The 20,677-nt window shown below is 62.2% G+C and carries 24 protein-coding genes and 1 tRNA gene; 15 read left to right on the top strand and 10 right to left on the bottom strand.

Translation table 11 applies throughout. The features are described from left to right. Window positions 1-91: 91 nt before the first annotated feature. Window positions 92-343 (top strand): hypothetical protein, encoded by a 252-nt coding sequence (locus tag EXN22_RS17040; RefSeq protein WP_130265170.1) that lies wholly within the window; start codon window positions 92-94, stop codon window positions 341-343. Between the two features lie 8 nt (window positions 344-351). On the opposite strand, the gene EXN22_RS17035 is transcribed toward EXN22_RS17040, so the two are convergent. Further along, a complete protein-coding gene (locus EXN22_RS17035) occupies window positions 352-1,641 on the bottom strand; it encodes a sensor histidine kinase (protein ID WP_130266849.1) in 1,290 nt (429 codons plus the stop codon). Between the two features lie 14 nt (window positions 1,642-1,655). After that, entirely contained in the window at window positions 1,656-2,390 is a 735-nt protein-coding gene (locus EXN22_RS17030; protein ID WP_130266848.1) for a response regulator, read from the bottom strand. Between the two features lie 215 nt (window positions 2,391-2,605). Here EXN22_RS17030 and EXN22_RS17025 point away from each other — a divergent pair, with 215 nt between their 5' ends. Both EXN22_RS17025 and EXN22_RS17020 read left to right on the top strand, forming a co-directional pair. Next, window positions 2,606-2,869, top strand: a complete 264-nt coding sequence (locus EXN22_RS17025) for a DUF2790 domain-containing protein (protein WP_130265169.1) — start codon at window positions 2,606-2,608, stop codon at window positions 2,867-2,869. Window positions 2,870-2,893: 24 nt separating this feature from the next. Next, window positions 2,894-3,472: a thioredoxin family protein gene (locus tag EXN22_RS17020; protein WP_130265168.1), complete on the top strand. Its 579-nt coding sequence runs from the start codon at window positions 2,894-2,896 to the stop codon at window positions 3,470-3,472. Between the two features lie 106 nt (window positions 3,473-3,578). Here EXN22_RS17020 and pdxR read toward each other — a convergent pair whose 3' ends face one another. Beyond that, complete coding sequence (gene pdxR / locus EXN22_RS17015) at window positions 3,579-5,078, bottom strand: MocR-like pyridoxine biosynthesis transcription factor PdxR (RefSeq protein ID WP_130265167.1); 1,500 nt, start codon at window positions 5,076-5,078, stop codon at window positions 3,579-3,581. Window positions 5,079-5,174: 96 nt separating this feature from the next. On the opposite strand from pdxR, the gene EXN22_RS17010 reads away from it, so the two are divergent. Beyond that, entirely contained in the window at window positions 5,175-5,645 is a 471-nt protein-coding gene (locus EXN22_RS17010; RefSeq protein WP_130265166.1) for an FAD/FMN-containing dehydrogenase, read from the top strand. Between the two features lie 121 nt (window positions 5,646-5,766). Here EXN22_RS17010 and EXN22_RS17005 read toward each other — a convergent pair whose 3' ends face one another. Beyond that, window positions 5,767-6,222, bottom strand: coding sequence for an Lrp/AsnC family transcriptional regulator (locus EXN22_RS17005; RefSeq protein WP_130265165.1), 456 nt, complete (start codon window positions 6,220-6,222; stop codon window positions 5,767-5,769). Between the two features lie 100 nt (window positions 6,223-6,322). Here EXN22_RS17005 and rarD point away from each other — a divergent pair, with 100 nt between their 5' ends. Next, window positions 6,323-7,252 (top strand): EamA family transporter RarD, encoded by a 930-nt coding sequence (rarD, locus tag EXN22_RS17000; protein WP_130265164.1) that lies wholly within the window; start codon window positions 6,323-6,325, stop codon window positions 7,250-7,252. On the opposite strand, the gene EXN22_RS16995 is transcribed toward rarD, so the two are convergent. Both EXN22_RS16995 and EXN22_RS16990 read right to left on the bottom strand, forming a co-directional pair. Next, window positions 7,216-8,223, bottom strand: a complete 1,008-nt coding sequence (locus EXN22_RS16995; protein WP_130265163.1) for a GlxA family transcriptional regulator — start codon at window positions 8,221-8,223, stop codon at window positions 7,216-7,218. The two genes, rarD and EXN22_RS16995, sit on opposite strands and share 37 nt — an antisense overlap. A gap of 78 nt (window positions 8,224-8,301) precedes the next feature. After that, complete coding sequence (locus EXN22_RS16990) at window positions 8,302-9,354, bottom strand: MBL fold metallo-hydrolase (protein WP_130265162.1); 1,053 nt, start codon at window positions 9,352-9,354, stop codon at window positions 8,302-8,304. A gap of 176 nt (window positions 9,355-9,530) precedes the next feature. Between EXN22_RS16990 and EXN22_RS16985 the strand changes: the two genes are divergently transcribed. Next, window positions 9,531-10,052, top strand: a complete 522-nt coding sequence (locus tag EXN22_RS16985; protein ID WP_130265161.1) for a GNAT family N-acetyltransferase — start codon at window positions 9,531-9,533, stop codon at window positions 10,050-10,052. Beyond that, window positions 10,049-10,594 carry a hypothetical protein gene (locus EXN22_RS16980; protein WP_130265160.1) on the top strand — a complete coding sequence of 182 codons (546 nt, stop codon included), beginning with the start codon at window positions 10,049-10,051 and terminating at the stop codon, window positions 10,592-10,594. Before EXN22_RS16985 ends, EXN22_RS16980 begins: the two co-directional genes overlap by 4 nt. Here the strand turns inward: EXN22_RS16980 and EXN22_RS16975 are convergent. Next, complete coding sequence (locus EXN22_RS16975) at window positions 10,579-11,382, bottom strand: alpha/beta hydrolase family protein (RefSeq protein ID WP_233281645.1); 804 nt, start codon at window positions 11,380-11,382, stop codon at window positions 10,579-10,581. The genes EXN22_RS16980 and EXN22_RS16975 overlap by 16 nt on opposite strands. A gap of 190 nt (window positions 11,383-11,572) precedes the next feature. Between EXN22_RS16975 and EXN22_RS16970 the strand changes: the two genes are divergently transcribed. From EXN22_RS16970 to EXN22_RS16940, 7 genes are all read left to right on the top strand, one after another. Beyond that, window positions 11,573-12,181 (top strand): TetR/AcrR family transcriptional regulator, encoded by a 609-nt coding sequence (locus EXN22_RS16970; RefSeq protein ID WP_130265159.1) that lies wholly within the window; start codon window positions 11,573-11,575, stop codon window positions 12,179-12,181. An 84-nt stretch (window positions 12,182-12,265) separates the two neighbouring features. After that, window positions 12,266-12,925 (top strand): HD domain-containing protein, encoded by a 660-nt coding sequence (locus EXN22_RS16965; RefSeq protein WP_130265158.1) that lies wholly within the window; start codon window positions 12,266-12,268, stop codon window positions 12,923-12,925. A 60-nt stretch (window positions 12,926-12,985) separates the two neighbouring features. Further along, window positions 12,986-13,339, top strand: coding sequence for an NIPSNAP family protein (locus tag EXN22_RS16960; RefSeq protein WP_130265157.1), 354 nt, complete (start codon window positions 12,986-12,988; stop codon window positions 13,337-13,339). Window positions 13,340-13,439: 100 nt separating this feature from the next. Beyond that, entirely contained in the window at window positions 13,440-14,537 is a 1,098-nt protein-coding gene (gene nspC / locus EXN22_RS16955) for a carboxynorspermidine decarboxylase (RefSeq protein ID WP_130266846.1), read from the top strand. A 27-nt stretch (window positions 14,538-14,564) separates the two neighbouring features. Further along, entirely contained in the window at window positions 14,565-15,800 is a 1,236-nt protein-coding gene (locus EXN22_RS16950) for a saccharopine dehydrogenase family protein (RefSeq protein ID WP_130265156.1), read from the top strand. A 168-nt stretch (window positions 15,801-15,968) separates the two neighbouring features. After that, window positions 15,969-16,043, top strand: a tRNA-Gln gene (locus tag EXN22_RS16945). Window positions 16,044-16,187: 144 nt separating this feature from the next. Next, on the top strand, window positions 16,188-16,820 hold the full coding sequence (locus EXN22_RS16940) for a LysE family translocator (protein WP_130265155.1): 633 nt from the start codon (window positions 16,188-16,190) through the stop codon (window positions 16,818-16,820). Window positions 16,821-16,829: 9 nt separating this feature from the next. On the opposite strand, the gene EXN22_RS16935 is transcribed toward EXN22_RS16940, so the two are convergent. The 3 genes from EXN22_RS16935 to EXN22_RS16925 form a co-directional block, all read right to left on the bottom strand. Beyond that, window positions 16,830-17,261, bottom strand: coding sequence for an MAPEG family protein (locus EXN22_RS16935; protein WP_130265154.1), 432 nt, complete (start codon window positions 17,259-17,261; stop codon window positions 16,830-16,832). A 93-nt stretch (window positions 17,262-17,354) separates the two neighbouring features. Next, window positions 17,355-19,031: an MFS transporter gene (locus EXN22_RS16930; RefSeq protein WP_130265153.1), complete on the bottom strand. Its 1,677-nt coding sequence runs from the start codon at window positions 19,029-19,031 to the stop codon at window positions 17,355-17,357. 524 nt (window positions 19,032-19,555) lie between these two features. Further along, window positions 19,556-19,969, bottom strand: coding sequence for a hypothetical protein (locus EXN22_RS16925; protein WP_130265152.1), 414 nt, complete (start codon window positions 19,967-19,969; stop codon window positions 19,556-19,558). A gap of 283 nt (window positions 19,970-20,252) precedes the next feature. Here EXN22_RS16925 and EXN22_RS26210 point away from each other — a divergent pair, with 283 nt between their 5' ends. Next, entirely contained in the window at window positions 20,253-20,438 is a 186-nt protein-coding gene (locus EXN22_RS26210; RefSeq protein WP_165392229.1) for a glycosyltransferase family protein, read from the top strand. The last annotated feature ends 239 nt before the right edge of the window (window positions 20,439-20,677 follow it).

The raw sequence follows: 20,677 nt of genomic DNA, 5'->3' as shown, positions 1-20,677 counted from the left end.
CTTCGCTGCGCTTGACCTGACATTTTTGCCAGTAGCGCAGCGGCTCCTGTGTTGGTGATGATGCCGACTCAAAGGCCGGAGCCATGCCGTCATGGATGAAAACAACAAAGCGCGCCTTCGCCTGTACCAACCTGGAGACAGCGTCGTGCTCTACGGCTGCTTTGCCGCCGAGTACGGGGTGATGGAAAGCCAATCGGGCATCGTGCGCAGCATCGATTGGTGCAGTTGCCAATTGCAACTGTACTTCGCCTGTGACGACGAATGCCGCTACATTCCCTTCGCCAGCATCACCGCGGTGCAGTCACCCGCCCGCTGCAGGGCTGGCACAGCGGATCAAGGCTGAGCCGGCCTTCAAGGCAGTTCGATCTGCGCGCACAGGCCGCCACCGTCGCGGTTGCTCAAGGTCAGGCGGCCACCGATGGCCTGGGTCAGTTGCGCGGCGATGGCCAGGCCCAGGCCGGTGCCGCCGGTGGTGCGGTTGCGCGAGTTTTCGACGCGATAGAAGGGCTGCAACACCGCAGCCAGTTCTGCGCTGGGGATCCCCGGGCCCTGGTCCAGCACACTGATCAGCGTGCTGCCCTTGGGCCCGCGGCGCACTACCAGTTGCGCAGCACCCGCGAACTTCAGGGCATTGTCGATCAGGTTCACCAGCACCCGGCGCAAGGCTTGCGGGCGGGTCTGGATCAATGCCCCGTTGTTGCCTTGCAGCTCGACCTGCTGGCCGCTGTCCTGGTAGTCGCAGACCAGGCTGTCGAGAAAAGCATCGAGGTTGACCCGGCAGGGCGCCTCGCTGTTGCCATCGATGCTACGGGCATAGGCGACGCCTTCGCGCACCAGGTGCTCCATGGCTTCCAGGTCGTGCCAGAGCTTGTCCTTGTCACTGCTGCTGTCCATGGCTTCGAGCCGCAGTTTCATGCGTGTGATGGGCGTTTGCAGGTCATGGGAGATCGCTGCCAGCAACTGCATGCGCTCTTTGAGGTAAGCGCCGATGCGCGCCTGCAGGGTGTTGAAGGCCGCCGCGGCGTACACCACTTCACGCGGCCCGCTTTCATCCAGTTGTGGCCCCGGCGCGTTGGGGTCCAGTTTATCGACTGCTTCAGCCAGGCGGGTCAGCGGGCGGATCGCGGTTTTCACCGCAAGCCAGGTGCATAACAGCAGCAGCGCCAATTGCACCAGCAGCACCACGGGCAGCCAGCTGGACATCGGCACCGGCGCCGGGGTTACGTCGAGGGTCAGCGGTTGGCCATCGGCCAGGTGCAAGTGCACTTGAAAGTGCGCGTTGGGCCCGGGAATATTCTGGTAGTTCAGGGCGTAGTGAGTGCCCAGGGCCTTACCGATCGACAGCGCCGCCATGGGCGCTTCATCCATGTTCAGGCGCAGCCCCGAGGCGCCGTCATCCAGCCGATAGCGGTAGGTGCGCCGCGCAAGGCGTGGCAGCCAGGCGGCGCGCTCGGCGGCGGGCAGGCGGTCGAGGATGGCTACGGAGGTGGCGACATCCAGCTCCAGGTTGTTGAGCATCATCGAGCGTGAGCTTTGGTAACGCTCGTAGAACTGGAAGCTGAACGACAGCCCGTAGGCCAGTACCAGGCCCGTGAAGAAAATCAGCGCCAGGCGCGAGGCGAGGGTGCGCGGCCAGCGCAGCAGCGTGCCCATGTTCAGGTCTCGACCAGTTGCACGGGCAGGGAGAACACATAGCCCTCACTGCGTACGGTCTTGATACAGGCCGGCTCACGGGCATCGTCCTGCAGGCGCTGGCGCAGGCGGCTGACCAGCAGGTCGATGGAACGGTCGAAGATATCCGCCTCGCGACCCTGGGTGAGGTTGAGCAGTTGCTCGCGGCTGAGCACCTGTTGTGGGTGATCGAGGAATACCCGCAGCAGGCGGTATTCGGCGCCGCTCAGGGCCACCAGGGTGCCGTCGGCATCGAGCAGGTGGCGCGCGGTGGTGTCCAGCCGCCAGTGGCCAAAGCCGATCAGGCGGCTGCTTTCGCTGATGGTCAGGTTCGGCGGCAGCATGCGCGTGCGGCGCAGCACGGCGTTGATCCGCGCCAGCAGTTCGCGGGCCGAGAAGGGTTTGGTCAGGTAGTCGTCGGCGCCCATTTCCAGACCGATGATGCGGTCGGTTTCGTCGTTGCGGGCGGTCAGCATCAGCACCGGCGTGGCCTTGTGCTTGCCGGCGCGCAGCTCGCGGCACAGCAGCAGGCCATCGTCACCGGGCATCATGATATCGAGCACGATCAGGTCGACCACATCGGCGTCGAGAAAGGCGCGCATCTGCCGACCATCGGCGACGAGGGTCGTGCGCAGGCCGTTCTTCTTCAGGTAGTTGCCTACCAGCTCCCTGATCTCGCGATCATCGTCGACGACCAGGATGTGATCGACATGCTCCATCATACGGCTCCCATTGTGGTGGTGGCGCGAGTGTACCCAGCCCGCTCGTGCTTGCCTGCCGGGCTTTGTATTGCAGTGTATCTGCTGTGGCCGCAGATACCTGGAGAAGCAAAGCGGGCTGATCCGGACACATCGACGATACCTGGCGGGTCTGAAATAGCCGGCAGCGGGGTGGAGGTCTCCACCTCCTTGCACACGGCTTCAGGAGTACCGCCATGAACATCAAGACCCTTGCCACTGCCAGTCTGTTAACCCTGCTCAGCCTCGGCGCCGTGGCTGCCCCGGCCAACGACGAAGTGCCGGTGCAGGAGTATCGCTATGGCCAGCACCTGGACGTGCACAAGGTCCTCGCCCTGCGCGAGGACAGCCGCATTGGCTGCGGCGTGGTCAATGCGCAAATGGACTACCTTGATTCCCAGGGCAAGGAACACCGCCTGCAGTACCAGAAATTCGCCAGCGACTGCCATGACGGCAGTTGAGTCATCGATCAGGGAGATTCGTCCATGAGCATCAGTTTCAACTCAAACCGCCGCTGGGGCCTGGGTATCGCCGCATTGCTTGCCGTGCTGCTGGCGGCGGCAGGCCTGGGCAATCGCCTGCTCGCCGGCACGCCTTCAACTCTTGAAACACTGGGGCCGATGCCGGAACTGGGCGGCGCCGTGCAGTGGCTGAACTCGCCGCCGCTCGACCGTCAGGCACTCAAGGGCAAGGTGGTGCTGGTGGACTTCTGGACCTACGAGTGCATCAACTGCCGCCGCAGCCTGCCGCACGTCAACACCTGGGCCAAGCGTTACGCGGACCAGGGCCTGGTGGTGATCGGCGTGCACACCCCGGAGTACCCCGAAGAGCGGGTGGTGGCCAATGTCCGTGAGCAAGTGCAGCGTCTGGATATCGGTTATCCGGTGGCCATCGACAACGACTATGCGATCTGGAACGCCTTCGGCAACCAGTTCTGGCCGGCGCACTACATCGTCGATGGCAACGGCCAGGTGCGTTATGTGCACTTTGGCGAAGGGGCCTACGACACCCAGGAGCAGGTGATCCAGCAACTGCTCAAGGAGCGTGACGGGCAGGCGGGGTGAAGGCGCTCACTGGGAGCGGTGGTGCGATGCTTCGACTTGCCCCGCGAGAGCATTCTGTCAGTTGCATCGTATCGCGGGGCAAGCCCGCTCCCACCGAAACACTTTGTTAGGCCTGTTTCAAGGCCTTGGCCAGTTTGCGGATCGCCGTTTCGATTTCACTGGTCGTCAACGAGGAATAACCCAGCAACCAACCTTGTTGCTTGTGCTCCCCCGCATACAGGCGGCTGAGTCCGGGTAGCTGTATACCGGCGCGGGCGGCCAGGCGCTGGGTCTGTTGTTCTGACCAGCCAGGCTCGAGCACGCAGGGAATCTGCAGGCCGCCTGGCGGGCGCAGGGCGGTAACGATGCCCGCCAGGTGCTTGCCAATAGCCTCGAGCAGGCACGCCCGGCGGCCGGCGTAGAGTTTGCGCATGGCCCGCACATGGGCGTTGTAGTGACCGTCGTCCATGAAGCGCGCCAGGGTCAGTTGCAGGGTTTGCGGGGTGTGCCCGTCGATGATGCTGCGCGCTGCAGCGAAGGGCGCCACCAGCTCGGGTGGCAGCACCATGTAGCCGATGCGCAGGCCAGGGAACAGGGTCTTGCTGAAGGTGCCGATGTAGAGGGTGCGCCGGTTTGGGTCCAGGCCTTGCACGCAGGCGGTGGGCAGGCCGTCGTAGTGGAACTCGCTGTCGTAGTCGTCCTCGATGATCCACTTGCCGTTTTCTGCCGCCCAATGGATCAGTTCCAGGCGCCGCTCAAGGCTCAAGGTCGCACCGGTCGGGTATTGATGGGAAGGGGTCAGGTACAGGCAACTGGCGCCGCTGCGGTCGGCGCGCAGCAGGTCGGTGCGGATGCCGTGGGCATCGACATCGATCGGCACGATCCGCGCCTGCGCCGCTTCAAAGGCCTTCTTCGCGCCAAAGTAGCCGGGGTTCTCCAGCAGGATCGGCTTGCCGGCATCCACCAGCATCTGCGCGCACAGGAACAAGGCCTGGCGGGTACTGCTGAGCACCAGCACCTGCTCGGGCGCCACCTTGGCTCCACGCTCAAGGTTCAGGTAGGTGGCGATCGCCTTGCGCAGGGCCTCGCTGCCTTGCGGGTCGCCGTGCAACAGGACGTTGCCGCGGTGCTCCTTCAGCGCCTGGCGCTGCAGGCGTTCCCAGACTTGCAGCGGGAACGAGCGGGTTTCCGGCAGGCCGGTGGCGAAGGCCTTGATCGCCTGTTGATCGCTGACCCCGCCGTTGTCGAACAGCGCTCGCCCGCGCAGGCTCAGCCCTTGGCCGGGCTCCGGGTTGCCGCGCTTTTGTGCCTGGGCCTTGTTCCGCCGTTGGGCAGTGCCGCGCAATTCTGCGCCGAGGCGGTCCGCCACATAGCTGCCCGAACCCTTGCGGCGCAGGATGTAGCCATCGCGCTGCAACTGCACATAGGCATTCTCGACGGTGTCGCGGGCAACCCCCAGCGAGGTGGCCAGCGCGCGGCTGGCGGGCAGCTTGACGCCGCCGGCCAGCGCGCCTTCCAGAATCAGCCCGCGCAGGGCCCGCTGGATGCGCTGGTGCAGGTCCAAGGCTGAGAACTCGCTGTCGTTGACGCGTATCTTCAGGGTTTCGAGCTCGAAGCGGGTTGTCATGTGGTTTGCCATAAGTGAAGAAGTTCGCCTGAACGGTATTTTGCACCGGCCAAGCAGGCTACGATCAACAGTCCTGCACTGACAACGAGGTCACCTGTGAAATACGCCATTGCCCTGCTAATGAGCCTGATGCCGCTGCTTGCCGGCGCCGCCGAAGTCGGCGAACGCCTGGCGCCGTTTACCTTGCTTGACCAGCACGACCAGGCCTACAGCCTCAACGAGCAGACCCGTGTGCTGCTGGTGGCGCGCAACATGGACGGCGCCAAGCTGGTCAGCGCCGCGGTGGGCGAGCAGCCCAAGGGTTACCTGGAGGCGCGCGATGCGGTGTTCGTCGCTGATATCCAGCGCATGCCGGCGCTGATCAGCAAACTGTTCGCGATTCCGGCCATGCGCGATTACAGCTACCGGGTGGTGCTGGACCGTGATGGCAAGGTGGTTGCGCGGTATCCGGGGGCTGAGGACAAGGTGCTGTGGATCGAGCTGGAACAGGGCAAGGTAATGGCGCAGAAGGAGTATGCCAGCGCCGAGGAACTGGCAGGCGCGCTGAACGCATTGGCTCTGCGCTGAAGGCAACTGCTGTATGTGGGAGCAACTGTCTTGATGAAAATCTAAAATGCTTGCGCGATCTCTGTGGGAGCGGGCTTGCCCCGCGATGCTCTGCCGATCCCGCCACAGGCAAGCGCACACCTCAAAGTGGCACCTGCAGCGTCGTTTTGACCCGATCCAGCACCACGATGGTCCGGAACCATTTCACGTTAGGGTTATCGTGAAACAGCCGCTGAGCGATGTCCTGGAACACGGTCATGCTCGCTACCGTCAACACCAGCAGAAAGTCGGCATCGCCCGTGACGTAGTAGCACTGCTGAATTTCCGGCCCGGAAAAGGCGCGCTTCATCACCTCCAGGTCCGCCGACTGGGTGCGGTCGGCATGCACCTCGACCATCAGGGTAATCACCTGGCCGACTTTGTCCGGGTTGATCACCGCCGCATTGGCCTGAATCACCCCGGTCTTTTTCAAGCGCTGAATCCGCCGCTGCACCGAGGCGGTGGATAAATGCACCTGTTCGGCCAGCTCGCGCAGGGGCTGGCTGTTGTCTCGCTGCAAGGCGGCGAGCAGGGCAAGGTCGAATTCGTCCAGGTCCATATGCAAAAATTTCTCATCGTGAGCGGTAAAAACGAGGGCACTTATCGGCGGCTGCGGAATAAATTATCACCCTCTGCTGACCCTGATTAAGGTATTTACCATGACCGCGCATAATTCCACGTTGGGCGTAGTGCTCAATGTTCTTGCCTCGGTGCTGTTCGCGGTGATGTACGCCTACACCAGTCTGCTCGCGCCACTGGATGGCGCCGAGATTTATGGCTGGCGGATCCTGCTGACCGTGCCCTGCCTGACCCTGATGGTGATTGCCAGCGGGCACTGGCCGCAGGTGCGGCGGATCTTCCAGCGCGTGTTCGAGGAGCGCGGGTTCTGGGCGATTCGCCTGGTGTCGGCGGTGTTGCTCGGCGTGCAGTTATGGCTGTTCATGTGGGCACCGATCAACGGCTATGGCCTGGATGTGTCGCTGGGTTACTTCCTGATGCCGCTGGTCATGGTGATTGTCGGCCGCCTGGCCTTCAAGGATTCGATCAGCCGCCTGCAACTGCTGGCTTGCGCGCTGGCGGCGCTGGGCATCATCAACCAGATCGCCATCGCCAAGGCGATCTCCTGGCCGGTGCTGGTGGTGTCCCTGGGCTACCCGCTGTACTTCTGGCTGCGCCGGGTCACCGACACCAACAATATGGGTGGGCTGTGGTTTGACATGAGCCTGAGCCTGCCGGTGAGCCTGTACTTCGTGTTCAAGGGCGGGGTGGTGCTGGGGCTTGGCGGGCTGGCCTCGAGCTTGCCCTGGCTGGTGCTGGGTCTGGGCGCGATCAGTGCTGCAGCCCTGGGACTGCAGGCGTTGTCGGCGCCGCGGCTGAACCTGACCCTGTTCGGCTTGCTGATCTATGTCGAGCCAGTACTGCTGGTGGTCGCTGCGGTGCTGCTGGGCGACAGCATCGCCCCGGCGCAGTGGCCGACCTACCTGGCGATCTGGCTGGCAGTGCTGGTGCTGGTGGTGGAGGGCGGTCTGAGCCTCAATGGCAACCGCCGCAGTTACTCGCCTAGCCGCTGCTCGCGCGAAGGCGGATAGCCAAAGTAGGCGCAATAGCATTTGCTGAAGTGCGAGACCGAGACGAAACCGCAGGCAATCGCCACATCCATCAAGGGCAGGTCGGAGTACTGCAACAGGCGCCGGCTCTTGGTGATGCGCAATTCCATGTAATAGCGGCTCGGCGAGGTGCCGAGCTGGGCCTGGAACAGGCGGTCGATCTGCCGCCGCGAACGGCCACTGTAGGCGGCCAACTGATCGAGGCTGAGGGTTTCTTCCAGGTTGCTTTCCATCAGCTCGACGATGGTGCGCAGCGGTGCACTCATGGTCTTTTTCTGGCTGCTGTCGGCCCGACGAAAACGTGCACTGGAAAATGCCAGGATCTCTTCCACGCCCTCGGCCAGCGCTTCGCCGTGCTGCAACTTGAGCAATGCCAGCATCAACTCCAGGGCGCCATTGGGGCTGGCGGCCGTCAGGCGCTCACGGTCGAGCACAAAGCTTGCCGGAGTGATGGTGCACTGCGGGCTGCGCTCGGCCAGGCTGGCCCGTTGCTCGGGGTGAATGGTGCAGTTGTAGCCCTCCAGTACCCCGGCGCGCCCGAGGAACCAGGCGCCATTCCACAGCCCGCCCAGGGCCATCTCGAGCGCGGCGGCGTCAAGCAGCAGCTTGTCCAGTTGCGGGTACTTGAGCGGGGTGCGCAAGCCGCCGCAAACGATCAGGATGTCGAGCTTGCCCAGGGTTGCGCGGTCGATGGGGGCGGCATAAATCTCCAGGCCCAGGTCACTGACCACGCGCTCGCCGCCCAGGGAGAACGGCGTGCTTGCATACCGCTGGCTCTGGAGCAGATTGGCCGTTACCAGCACGTCCATGGCCACGGTGAAACTGGCCATGGAGAAGTTCTCCAGCAACAGGAAGCCCACCTGGCACACCGGGGTCGAGGCGGCGTCGGGGTGTTTGAGGCTGAGCATGTTGCTGGTGCTGGATTTCTTGCTGAACTGGCGTGGGGTGGGCAAGGTCGACTCCGCGTGGCGTGGCGCATCGCCGCCGAGTGTGCGTTCACAGGTGGCGAAACACAATACGGCCTCTGCAGGTCACCATTCGGGTGGCGGTAGCGGTATCTGGGAGAACGGCTCGGGTATCAGGGGAGGATAGCCGGTCAGTTGATCCAGCAAACCCTGGTAGCCCTGCAGAGGGATGGTCCGCGCAGGTTCGTACGGATTGCTGGCAAAGAAGTTTTCCCAATGCCCCAGTACCAGGGTGCGTGGCCGGGTGATTCGCAACAAGGCAGCCGGGTAGTTGCGTACCTGGTCCCAGCTGGCGGCGCAAAGGATCTCCACATCGATGCTTTTGCCGTCGGCGATCAGCGGCGGGAAGCCTAACGGGGGCTTGGCGGCGCTGTCCTGGTAATGGATGCGGTAGACCGGCTTGCCGTTTTCGTCGAGCAGGTCGATCAGCCAGGCCAGGGTGACTTCGCCAAGCCGCCAGCCGAACAGGCCTTTGGGCAGGGTGTCGAGGTCGTCATCGTATTGCCCCTGAATGAAGTTGATGCCCAAGGCGTGACCGGCATGTTCACTGCGGATCGGCATGGCGCGGATCATTCCGGGCGTCGGCTTGGAGGGCCGGGTACCGTCCTTGACGGTTTGGCCGTTGGAGTAGAACCAGGTGCCTCGCTGGCTTGGCTGGTAGGGGTCGGCAATTTCCTCTGTCGTCGGTGACGTGATGCGCGAGGCGTCCACCTTGGCTGCATGGAGGATATGGCCCATGGTTTGCGAGCCGTAGACCCTCGCCTTGGGGGTATGGATGTGCATGATCCTGGGGACATCGAGCAAATGATCGTAATGGGCATGCCCGACCAGGAGCATTGTCACGTCACGGGCGGGGGGCATCAAGGCATCGATGCGTTGCGGGTTGGCCCTGACCCGTAACGGCGGCACACCGCGGATGCCCAGGCTGCCGGGATTGGAAAACGACGGCGCCAGCAGCAGGCCTTCACCTCGCCAGTGGATCAGCCAGCCGCCGACCCCCAGGTACTGCAGTTTGGGCTCGGGCAGCGATTGCTGATTGCTTACCGTCAACTGCCGAGCGCTTGGCAGGTAGGTGCAGGCCGAAAGCAACAGGGCCAGGATGAGCAGCAGCCTGCGCATGGCGTTACCTCGCAGGGGGGAGGAAGGTGCACACCCAACAGTTCAGTCGAACGCTTGGCTATTTGCCATCATTTTGTGCTGTGGCGGATGAGCGGTGTTTGACTGAATCGGGCATGCTTGACCCGCCCAGGCTTGAGAAACCCTCTGGGAGCTATCATTCGCATAAGGAAAGTGCCATGCCGCTGTTCGAAACCCCGCGTCTGCTGGTCCGTGAACTCTCGCGCCAGGACCTGCCTGCCCTGACCGCCATCCTCAGCGATCCCGAGGTCATGAAGTACTCGTTGCGGGGTGTTTGCGATGAGCAGGTCACGGGCGATTTCATCGACTGGTGCGTGCAGTGCTACGCAAGCTACGGCATGGGGCAGTGGGCCCTGGAAGAGAAGGCCAGCGGCGCGCTGGTCGGGTTCTGCGGGGTCAGCCCCGAGCAGGTCGCAGGCGTTGAGGAACCCGGCCTGGGCTATCGTCTGGCTACAAGCTACTGGCATTGTGGGCTCGCCAGCGAAGCGGTGAACGGCGTGCTGGAGTATGTGTTCAGTCGGCAACTGCAGCCTGCCGTCATCGCGATCATCGAGCCTGCCAATGTCGCCTCCTTGCGCGTGGCGCAAAAAGCCGGTTTCAATCGCTTTGATACCGTACAGTTCCACGACCGGCCCGTGCGTGTGTACCGGCTGACGCAGCAGCACTGGAAGGCGCCATGACCAGCAGACACCTCGACCCCTTGCGCCAGGCCATTGGCCAACAATCGGTCACGCCTGCGCCTGCGCCATGGAAGCTGGCGGGGCATTTCACCATCGCCGGCCTGCTGGAAATCGGCTTTGACCGCGATACAGAGCGCTTGCTGGTAGCCTCAAGCTCGGGCCGCAGTGTGATTGACTGCCGCAATGGCGAGAAAATCGCCCGCGACCGTACCGACAACCTGGGCAGCGACCATTACCTGGAAACCCGCGGTATCGGCCCGCTGCACGACCGGGTGATCCGCATGGCCGGCATTCAGGGCGGTAGTCTGCCGATCAGCACCAGTGATGGCTGGGTGGTCGAGAACATCACCCTGGCCTGGCCCGAGCAGCACCTGCTGCTGGTCGAGCCGGGCTCGTGGCTGCACGGCGCCCGCTACAACCGGCCCTGGCAGTTTCATACCCTGGCGATCGAGACCGAGGTGCGCGCGTTCGGTTTTTCCTATACCGGCTTGAGCCTGGTGATCGCCACCGCTGGCGAACTGGTGGTTTACGCCCGAGGGTAGCGGCTGAGCCAGTTCAGTATTTCGTCCCATAGCGGCTGTGCCTGAGCCTTGAAATAGCCCATGTGGCCGATGGCTGTATTGCCCGGTTGCAGGTCACGGCGAACCAGTGGCGCGTTGCAGTAGGCCTTGACGAAGGCATCGCGCGACTGCGGTGGCGCCCAGGGGTCATCCACTGAGGTGGCGAACACGCAAGGCATGCGCACCTGGGCGTACTGCCCGGCCAGGTGCGCCATGCGGGGGTCATCGAAGTAGTAATGCGGGTAGCTGCACCAGCGCTTGCAGTCGCGGTAAACCCCGTGCGGCAGATCATCGCCCATGCCCAGCAGGCTCCAGGCCATGTAACCCTTGAAGGCCACCAACGGCGGCAGTATCCAGCCCCACAGCAGGCGCATTTTCAGGGCCTCCAGCCAGGGCATCCAGCCGGCCCAGCCAGCCCCGCTGCCCAGGCTGTAACAGGCGCTGATGCCGGTGTGGTTGGGCAGCAGGCCGATGGCATGGCCGCCGAAGGAGTGGCCAACCCAGTACAAGGGCAGTGGCTCTGCGCCGAGCAGGTCGACGGCCGCGCTCAGGTCCAGGTGGGCCCAGTCCAGGTAGGCCATCTCAAAGCCCTTGAGTGACGCTGGACGCGATTCACCGACACCGCGGTAATCCAGGGTCAGCACGTTGAAGCCACGGGCTGCGGCATGCTCGGCAAAACGCCGGTAGAAACGCTGCTGCACGCCAGCGGCGCCGGCCATGATCAGGTTGCCCCGGGCCTCACCCTGAGCCGGGTAGCGGTAAGCCGTCAACGGATAACCGTCGCGGGCAGGCAGGGTAAAGGCCGCTATTGGCTTCGCTCATCGACTTGCACTCCTGCAAAGAAGGTTACTGACCATTTATTCGGTTATGGAATCTAACCAAACGTTCAGTAACTATCAAGTGGAGCGGGCCGGGCTTATGGCATAGAATCAGCGTCATTGATACCGAGCAGGGTTGGCCGTGCGACCGCTGAAAATCCCCCGAAACGAACTGCTGCAGCGCTGCGCCAACACCTTCAAGCGTTTTGGCTATCACGGCACCACCATGGACATGCTCTCGGCGGCCTGCGGCCTGACCAAGGCATCGTTCTATCATCACTACCCGAACAAGGAAGCACTGTTGCGTGACGTGCTGGCCCGGACCCATGAGGAGCTTGCCGAGCACCTGTTCAGCATTGCCGACGATCTGAGCCTGAGCCCCGTTCAACGCCTGGAGGCCATGGGGCGCAAGGCAGGTCGGGTGTTCGAGGCCGATGCCATTGGCTGCCTGATGGCGGTGGTGGCCATTGATGCCAGTTATGGCAAGAACGAGCTGATGGAGCCCATTCGTGAATTCTTTGCCGCCTGGGCCAAGGCATTTGCCCGGCTGTACCAGGGCCTGCTGGATGATGAACAGGCGCAGGCCCGTGGGCGGCAATTGGTGGCGGACTACGAGGGGGCGATCCTGTTGGCGCGGATCCATGACGACATGAGCTATTTCAAGGCGGTGACCAAACGGGCCTTGAGTGAACTGCAGGGCGCTGCCGGGCAACCCACTGTCGGCAACGCCCGCCACAATGGCTCTGTATAGACGTGACGGGTAGTGTTTGCAGCGGTCGCAATCCGAACAACGCTGGCGTATTTTTGATAACCCGTCCTCAAGATGCCATTGCTAATGCCCGCCCAACTTTTCCAGCCCTGCCAAGACCTCGCCGACGTTCTGTTGCCGCACTTGCCTGCGGATAATGGCGATGGCTCCCACGATCTGGCCCATATTCATCGGGTCTGGAGCAATGCCCGGCGGATTCAGGCCCAGGAGGGCGGCGATCTGCACATCCTCTTGGCCGCCACGCTGCTGCACGATTGCGTCGCGGTCGAAAAGAGCTCGCCGTTACGCGCAAAGGCGTCGACCCTGTCTGCGCAAAGGGCCGAGCGGATACTGGCCGAACTGGGCTGGGCGGGTGAACGCATCAGCGCCGTCGCCCATGCCGTCGCTACCCACAGTTTTTCTGCCGGCTTGCAGCCTGAAACCCTGGAAGCAAAAATCCTCCAGGACAGCGATCGCCTGGATGCCATCGGTATGGTCGGCGTGGCTCGCTGCTTTTATGTCGGTGGGCGCATGGGCTCTGCCCTGTACGATTTCAGCAACCCCACCGCAGCAGGGCGCGAGTACCAGGACCGGCAGTTCAGCCTCGAGCACTTCCATACCAAGTTGCTGAAGCTGGCCTCGGGCTTTCAGACCGAGGAGGGCGCACGCCTGGCGGCCGAGCGCCATCGACGCCTGGAGCTGTTCGTTGAAGGCTTCATGGACGAAATCAGCGGCCCTCAAGACTGATGCGGGCAGTGCAGGAATCGTGCATGCTCGGGGGCCTAGCAACCTGAGCGAGAGCCGCCGATGATCACCTGCTACCTGCGCTACGTCCTCGACCCCTGCAAGCTCGCCGAGTTCGAGTACTACGGCAAACTGTGGATTCCGCTGGTGGAGCGCTTCGGCGGCCAGCACCACGGTTACTTCCTGCCGTCCGAAGGCGCCAACAATATCGCCCTGGCGATGTTCAGCTTCCCCAGCCTTGCCGAGTACGAACGCTACCGCCAGGATTCGATGAACGACGCCGAATGCCTGGCTGCCTTCCAGTACGCCCAGGACACCCGCTGCATTCTCAGTTACGAGCGTTCGTTCTTTCGCCCGGTGTTTGCCCAGGACTGCGCGACTAACCCGGCAAAACCGGCTGGTCTGACGGCAAAGTGACCACTGACTGAGGGAAAAGCGCTTTTCGCTCTTTCGACTTGGGGCAAGGGAGGGCACAATGCGTGTCCTTTTTTTGGCCGGCCTGGCCGGGGGCCTCGAAATGATCAAAACGCCGTACTACCTCATCGACAAAACCAAGCTGCTGCACAACATGCAGAAGATCGCCTACGTGCGCGAGCAGTCCGGGGCCAAGGCCCTGCTGGCACTCAAGTGCTTCGCCACCTGGTCGGTGTTCGACCTGATGCAGCAGTACATGGACGGCACCACTTCGTCCTCGTTGTACGAGCTCAAGCTCGGCCGCCAGAAGTTCGCCGGCGAAGCCCACGCCTACAGCGTGGCCTGGGCCGACGATGAAGTCGAAGAGATGCTTGAAAACTGTGACAAGATCATCTTCAACTCCATCGGCCAGTTGCAGCGCTTCGCCGATGCCTCTGAAGGCAAGGTCCGCGGTCTGCGCGTCAACCCGCAGGTGAGCAGCTCCGACTACCTGCTGGCCGACCCGGCGCGCCCGTTCAGCCGCCTGGGCGAGTGGGACCCGGTGAAAGTCGAAGAAGTCATCGAGATGATCTCCGGCTTCATGTTCCACAACAACTGCGAGAACGGCGACTTCGGCCTGTTCGACCAGATGCTGTGCACCATCGAAGAGCGCTTCGGTCACCTGTTGCACAAGGTCGAGTGGGTCAGCCTCGGTGGCGGCATCCATTTCACCGGTGAAGGCTACGACGTGGACGCGTTCTGCGCGCGCCTCAAGGCATTCTCCGAGAAGTATGGCGTGCAGGTTTACCTGGAGCCGGGCGAAGCGGCCATCACCCAGAGCGCGTCGCTGGAAGTGACCGTGCTCGACACCCTCTACAACGGCAAGCACCTGGCCGTGGTCGACAGCTCGATCGAAGCGCACATGCTCGACTTGCTGATCTACCGCCTCAACGCCAAGCTTGCGCCAAGCGAGGGCGAACACACCTACATGATCTGCGGAAAATCTTGCCTGGCCGGCGATATTTTCGGCGAATACCCATTCGATCGTCCGCTGGCGATCGGCGATCGGCTGTCGTTTGTTGACGCAGCGGGTTACACCATGGTCAAGAAAAACTGGTTCAACGGCCTGAAAATGCCGTCCATCGTAGTGAAACAACTCGACGGTAGTGTCGAGGTGGTTCGCGAGTTCGGGTTCGAAGACTACGTGTCCAGCCTGTCGTAAGCTGGCAGTAAAGGAGAGAAAGAGAAATTGAAGAAGAACGTTCTTATCATTGGTGCAGGAGGTGTCGCCAAGGTGGTGGCCCACAAGTGCGCGCAGCACAACGACGAACTCGGTCGTATTGCTATCGCGTCGCGCAACATCTCCAAATGCCAGGCCATCATCGACAGCGTCAAGGCCAAGGGTAGCCTCAAGCAACCCGCAGAAATCAAGGCCTTCTCGCTCAATGCGCTGGACGTTGAAGCGACCAAGGCGCTGATCCGCGAAACCGAATCGCAAATCGTCATCAACGTCGGTTCTGCGTTCCTCAACATGTCGGTGCTGCGTGCCTGCATCGATACTGGCGTGGCCTACCTGGACACCGCCATTCACGAAGAACCGGGCAAGATCTGCGAGACGCCGCCCTGGTATGGCAACTACGAGTGGAATCACCTCGAGGAATGCCAGCAAAAGAACGTTACCGCCATTCTTGGCGTGGGCTTCGATCCGGGCGTGGTCAACGCCTATGCGGCCCTGGCCAAGCAACAGTATTTCGACAGCATTGAGTCGATCGATATTCTCGACGTCAATGCTGGCTCCCATGGCAAGTACTTTGCCACCAACTTCGACCCGGAAATCAACTTCCGCGAGTTCACCGGGCAGGTGTGGAGCTGGCAGAACAGCCAGTGGACCAGCAACACCATGTTCGAAGTCAAGCGTACTGACGACCTGCCGGTAGTCGGTTCGCAGAACCTGTACCTGACCGGTCACGATGAAGTGCACTCGCTGTCGAAGAACCTCGACGTGCCGAACGTGCGCTTCTGGATGAGCTTCGGCGAGCACTACATCAATGTGTTCACCGTGCTGAAGAACCTTGGCCTGCTGTCCGAGCAACCGGTCAAGACCGCCGAAGGCCTGGAAGTGGTACCGCTCAAAGTGGTCAAGGCCGTGTTGCCTGATCCGTCTTCGCTGGCACCGGGTTACACCGGCAAGACCTGCATCGGCGACCTGGTCAAAGGCACCAAGGACGGCCAGCCGCGCGAAGTGTTCATCTACAACGTAGCGGATCACGAAGAGGCTTACGCCGAAACCGACAGCCAGGGCATCTCCTACACCGCAGGCGTGCCGCCTGTAGCGGCGGCGCTGCTGGTTGCCCGTGGCGAGTGGGATGTGCAGCGCATGGTCAACGTCGAGGAGCTGCCGGCCGAGCCGTTCCTCAAGGCGCTGGACGTGATGGGCCTGCCGACGCGGGTCAAGGACGAGAACGGCGACCGTCCGTGGAACTGAGTTTCACCCTGCGGTAAAGGGTCGAGGCGCCTTGCTGGCGCCTCGATTCAAAGTAAGTAGCTGTTTTAACAACAATTTGTGCAGTAGGGGGCTTCCCAGACGCATCGATGTTTGTTAAATTAGCGCCCACTTCGCAAGTGAGTGCCAGGCACTCATCGCTACAGTTACAGGGGCGTCGCCAAGCGGTAAGGCAGCAGGTTTTGATCCTGCCATGCGTTGGTTCGAATCCAGCCGCCCCTGCCATTTTCTCGTTGTATCCTCCCCACTGGTTTTAGCTTCGTGGGAGCGGGCTTGCCCCGCAATAACCTCAACTCGAAATGCCCATTGGCTTCCTGCCAATTTACTGTCATCGTTGCCACTTCTTCTCCCTGGCAAGGACTGCCGTCCATGGCATTGCACCTCTGGCTCACCTTTTCCTTCGCATACCTGCTGACTTCCCTGACGCCTGGCCCCAACGTATTGCTCACCGTGCGCAACGCCTTGCGCCATGGCCCGGCAGGCATGGGCGTGACCTTGTTCGGCAACCTGCTGGCGCAATTGCTGGTGATCAGTGCCGTGGCCTGGGGTGTGGGGGCGATGTTGCTGGCGCTGCCAACGGCATTCCTGGCCTTGAAGGTGATCGGCGCGGGCTACCTGATCTACCTCGGTGCACGTCAACTGTTCGCCCGTAAAGCCTCAGCGGTGGCCGCAACCCAGGCCCCCGAGCACCTGGCTCAATCGAAGTGGCGCATTGGCAGCGAGGCTTTCCTGGTCTCGGCCAGCAACCCCAAGACCCTGATCTTCTTCTGCGCCTTCCTGCCGCAGTTCCTCGACCATGGCCGGCCGATCGCCGAGCAGTTCACGGTCATGTACCTGACCAGCGCCGCCATCGTCTGCGGTGTGCACTCGTTCTACAGTTTCAGTGCCATGCGCTTTAGCAAACACGTGAAGGCTTCGCGCCTGGTGGCGGCGCTCAAGCGTGCCACTGGCGCGCTGTTCATCGGCCTGGGTGTGCGCTTGTTGAGTGCTCGGGCGGTATAAAACGCCCGTTCACAGATGCCGCACGGCGCCCATGCCGACCATGGCCGCCAGCCCCAGCAGGCAGAGGATGCCCACGGCGTAGGCAAGGGTGCGCCAGGGTTGCCAGCGCGCCAGATAGGTCAGGGTGTGCACCAGGCGGGCAGCGGTGAACAGCACCATCAGCCCGGCCGTCAGCATGAACGGCGGGTTGAACACCAGGCACAGCGCGCCCAGTACAAAAAACAGCGGAATGTTCTCCAGATCGTTGGCCCAGGCCTGGGCTGCGCGGCGTACTTGCGGCAACTCCTGGGCACTGGCTTCGCGGCCGACCAGGCTTGCGTCTTCAGGGTTCTTGAAGGTCAGCCGGCTGATGCGATAAAAGCCCTGATAGCAGGAGATCGCCAACATCTTCACAAACAGCGCGACCACGCACAGGGCGTAGACGGAGAGTAGCGTGTGCATCTTCATTCCTTTGAAATGGGGAGCGCGATCATCGCCTGAATCACCCTGGCGCGTATAGGCCAACTGTCGTGGGGCAGAGGGCAGGTATCTGACTCAGGTATCGGTCAGGTCGCGGTCTTTGGTTTCCGGCAGGAAGAAGGTGCCGAGAATTGCCGTCATCACCGCGATTACGATCGGATACCACAGCCCGTAGTAGATATCCCCGGTGGCGGCGACCATGGCAAAGGCCACGGTCGGCAGGAAGCCGCCGAACCAGCCATTGCCGATGTGATAGGGCAGCGACATCGAGGTATAGCGGATGCGCGTCGGGAACAGCTCCACCAGCCAGGCGGCAATCGGGCCGTAGACCATGGTTACGTAGATCACCAAAATGGTCAGCAACAGCAAGACCATCGGGTAATGGGTCTTGGCCGGGTCGGCTTTTTCCGGATAGCCGGCGTCCTTCAGCGCGGTGCCCATAGTGGCGATGAACGTATCGTTCTGCGTCTTGAAGTCAGCGGCCGGCATGCCGGTGCCCTCGAAGCTCTGGATCACCTTGTCGCCGATACGAATCTGCGCGACGCTGCCCGGCTCGGCCTTGACGTTGGCGTAGGGGATGGCCTTTTTCGCCAGCACGCTTTTGGCCAGGTCGCAGGAACTGGTGAATTTGGCCTTGCCCACCGGGTCGAACTGGAACGAGCACTGCGCAGGGTCGGCGACCACGGTCACCGGGTTCTTCTCCTGGGCGATGAACACATCGGGGTTACCGTACTCGGTCAGCGCCTTGAAGATCGGGAAGTAGGTCAGCGCGGCAATGATGCAGCCGGCCATGATGATGCCCTTGCGGCCGATGCGGTCCGACAGGCTGCCGAACAGAATGAAAAACGGCGTACCGATCAGCAGTGAGCCGGCAATCAGCAGGTTGGCGGTTTGCGGGTCGATCTTGAGCATCTGCAGCAGGAAGAACAGCGCATAGAACTGCCCGGTGTACCACACCACTGCCTGGCCGGCGGTGCCGCCGAGCAGGGCCATGATGACGATCTTGAGGTTGTCCCAGCGGGCGAACGATTCGGTCAGCGGTGCTTTAGAAGCCTTGCCCTCGGCCTTCATCCGCTGGAACACCGGTGACTCGCTCAGTTGCAGGCGGATGTACACCGAGATGATCAGCAGCAGGATCGACAACAGGAACGGAATCCGCCAGCCCCAGGCCTCAAAGGCCTCGGTGCCCAGCAGGGTGCGGCAGGCGAGGATCACCAGCAGCGACAGGAACAGCCCCAGGGTTGCGGTGGTCTGAATCCATGAGGTGAAGTATCCGCGCTTGCCCTTGGGCGCATGCTCGGCCACATAGGTCGCCGCGCCGCCGTACTCACCGCCCAGGGCCAGACCCTGCAGCAGGCGCAGGGTAATCAGGATGACCGGCGCGGCCACGCCGATGGTGGCGTAGTCTGGCAGCAAGCCGACCACGGCAGTGGACAGCCCCATGATCACGATGGTGATCAGGAAGGTGTACTTGCGCCCGATCATGTCACCCAGGCGGCCGAAGACTATCGCGCCGAATGGCCGCACGGCAAAACCTGCGGCAAAGGCCAGGAGAGCGAAGATGAAGGCGGTGGTCTCGTTGACCCCGGTGAAGAAGTGCTTGGCAATGATCGCGGCGAGCGAGCCGTAGAGGTAGAAGTCGTACCACTCGAACACAGTGCCCAGGGACGAGGCAAAAATGACCTTGCGCTCTTCCCGGGTGATTCCGCGTTTGGGCGCGCTGCCCGTGGGGGTACTGTCGATTGCGGCCATGAGTCTTCTCCGTTTTGTCATCGGATCGCCAACAGCGTGAACACAGACAGCCCCGCACCGCTGCACGGTTTCTTGAAGCATAATCATCTTTGCTTGGATATCCACTCGTGGCGCAGGGCAGCTCAATGTGGTGTGGGAGCGGGCTTGCCCCGCGATCGGGCATCACATCTTGCGATTGGGTGATGGCGCAAAGGCGCAGGACGTGAGGTCGGGTATACCTTGCCAGGTGTTCGCCGCAAGGCTTGTGGTGCCCTTGAGATCGAGCGCCGCCCGCGCGGCGCATCGCGGGTCAAGCCCGCTCCCACATTTTTTGCAACGTGCCATGGCCTGCGAGAACGGTGTTGTCAGCTTTGGTGCAAGGCGAGCGCGCGTGTCGAGGCACCCCCTAAGGTCTCGCCCGCTTTGAAACCAGTGGCAAAGTCATGGACAGGATCCTTGGGCGAAAAGGCCCGGAACCTAGCACCGATAATCTTGACCTGGGGTACCGCTGGGCGGAGCCAGAAACGTCCTACGGCAAGCACGGATTAATTGAAGTGCCCAAGGTAGGTGAGTGTGGCCGTGCTTTGCGGCTGTCGTAAAGGCGTGTGATCCGGCGCACGGCGATCTGCGCCGAGCGCGTTGTCGCCGATGATGATGAAGTGACTGAAAGCCTCCAGCGACGGGGAGGACAACAGCGCTTTCTGCGCCTCGCTGGCCACCAGGCTGTGCACGTAGGTCAGCGACTCATCCAGCTCGACAAAGTCTGAATCCATAAAGAACTCAAGCTCCTCGGCGAGGGGCCAACTCGGGTTGTTATCTTCCCATGCAGCGTATTGAGCCGGGCTCGCATCGGCGGGCGGCTCGGGCTGCCACTGCTCGAATGCAAACTGCCGAGCCTGGTCTTCGCTCTGGAAGGTGGCGGCGAAGAGGTGGAAGGGGTAGTAGCGTGGATCGTCCATAATCTGCCGTGCCGGGTGTTTTGAATGGCGCGCAGGTTATCAGTGTTGAGTGATTAATTGGTTGCCTGGTTTGTGATCGCGGGCAAGGTGTTTCACAGGGTCGCTGCTATGTTTCTTGAAGCATAATCCACTCATGGCGCAGCGCGGAGACGGCGGGGGATGGCATCCTTGTCATGGGCAGGTTCCTTGGGCAATGAGGCCCGGAACCTAGCACCGATAATCTTGACCTGGGGTACCGCTGGGCGGAGCCAGAAACGTCCTACGGCAAGCACGGATTAAAGAGGTGCCCGAGGTAGGTGAGAGTGGCCGTGCTTTGCGGCTGTCGTGGAAGGGCGTGATCCGGCGCACGGTGATCCCCATCGAGCGCGTTGTCGCCGACGATGATGAAGTGACTGAAAGCCTCAACCGTCCGTCGCCCATACTGCACTTTCGCCACCATCCCCTGGCCACCCCGGCTTTCCCTGCTTAACTGCAAGGGGCTGCCAGGCAGGCAGCTATGCGCCCAGGGAGGGTTCAATACCGTCGCACCTCGGCAGGCCTTGCCCATCGTCGGCAAGGTTGTACCGGACCGCAGCGTCTTCGCCGCAGGCAATCTGCGCGTGACGTCATCACGGAGGTCGCAACGCCATTCGCCCATCTCCAACTGTGCGCCAAGGAAGTCGCCGGCCAGAAACAGCCTACGCGCTTGTTTCCACTCATTGATTGCAA

Origin of the sequence: Pseudomonas tructae, from assembly GCF_004214895.1 — a bacterium.
GTDB classification, from domain to species: domain Bacteria; phylum Pseudomonadota; class Gammaproteobacteria; order Pseudomonadales; family Pseudomonadaceae; genus Aquipseudomonas; species Aquipseudomonas tructae.
This window is presented reverse-complemented; position numbering and strand designations above follow the sequence as displayed.